Source organism: Streptomyces sp. WM6386 (assembly GCF_000972385.1).
In the GTDB taxonomy this organism is placed as follows: Bacteria; Actinomycetota; Actinomycetes; order Streptomycetales; family Streptomycetaceae; genus Streptomyces.
The window spans coordinates 1-1,185 of the sequence record NZ_JXTE01000198.1 but is presented as its reverse complement, the minus strand read 5'-3'; the positions used below and the strand labels follow the sequence as shown (position 1 = coordinate 1,185).

Here is a 1,185-nt window from a genome sequence, read left to right as displayed (position 1 = left end):
GACTTCCCCGGTGCCGCGCGGCAGTTGCGGGAAGCGCTGATGCTGTGGTCCGGCACCGCCTTCGCGGACGTCCAGGCCGGGGCGCAGCTGGACATGGAGATCAAGCGTCTTGAGGAGAGCCGGCTGTGTGCGCTGGACCAGCGCATCGAGGCGGATCTGCGACTGGGGCGCCCCCGGGAGCTGCTGGCCAAGCGGACGGTTCTGGGGAATCGTTACCGGACTCATGAGAGCCTGCACGGCCAGTTCATGCTCGCGCTGTACCGCTCCGGGCGGCGCGGAGAGGCCCTGGAGGTCTACCAGCGGCTGCGCGCCACGCTCGTCCGGGACCTCGGTCTGGAGCCGTCGGCAGGGCTGCGGCGTCTGCAGCGGTCCATTCTCACAGCCAACCCCGAGACCACGGTGCCGGCCCCCAAGACCGGCAAGGAGCGCCTCGTTCCCACGAGTTGAGTGCCACCCTCTTCCCAGGGTCTTCGCGCAGCCGGTCCGTCCGGTTCGCCGACGCCTTGGGAAGCGGCATGTGTGGGCCCGAACGCGAGGCCCTGCCTGCCGCCTCGTCCGGCCGATGCCGTGACACATGTCCTCGTGACGCCCGTGATGCCCACCGGGCCCCGTCGCACCTCTCGCCCCCGCCCGGACGTCATCGTGCCGCCGAGACGCGGCTTGCTCGCCCGAACGCCCCGGCCCGCTGCCCGGGGAGGGGCGGCATCGGGCCGATACGGCCCCTTCGTCGAAACGGTGCCGTGCCTTCCGTAATTCGGGTTCTCAGCAACGGAATTCAATGGAAAAGGTAACCCGGCGGATCGTTCTGTGATAATGCGGGCACCCTTACTTCCAGTCGTCGTTTACATGCCCTTGAGTGGATCAATTTCCGGACTGTGGCCTTCAGTTGAAACACCCTCAAGCTCCGGTTGAGGAAAGTCGGGTGTGGCGCGAATCCGGCTAGTGTGCTAACGGTGACGGAATTCAGCCACGAGAGGAACTCGACGAGGTACGGAGGAAAGCAGTGAAGATTCAAGTTCTGGGTCCGTTGAGTGCCGAGGTCAACGGGGGGTCGATTGTCCCGACGGCCGGTAAGCCGCGGCAGATTCTTTCCCTGCTCGCTCTCTACCCCGGACGGGTGATGCCTGTCCCCATGCTCATGGAAGAAATCTGGGGAACCGAACCACCGCAGAGCGCGCTCACCAC

Annotated in this window: 2 protein-coding genes; both read left to right on the top strand. The window is 66.2% G+C overall.

The window, feature by feature from the left end; translation table 11 throughout:
• The coding region (locus tag TN53_RS40705; protein ID WP_046263918.1) for an AfsR/SARP family transcriptional regulator at positions 1 to 447 on the top strand (447 nt) is incomplete at its 5' end.
• Between the two features lie 556 nt (positions 448 to 1,003).
• Positions 1,004 to 1,185: AfsR/SARP family transcriptional regulator (locus TN53_RS48790; RefSeq protein WP_046263917.1), on the top strand; the 182-nt coding region annotated here is incomplete at its 3' end.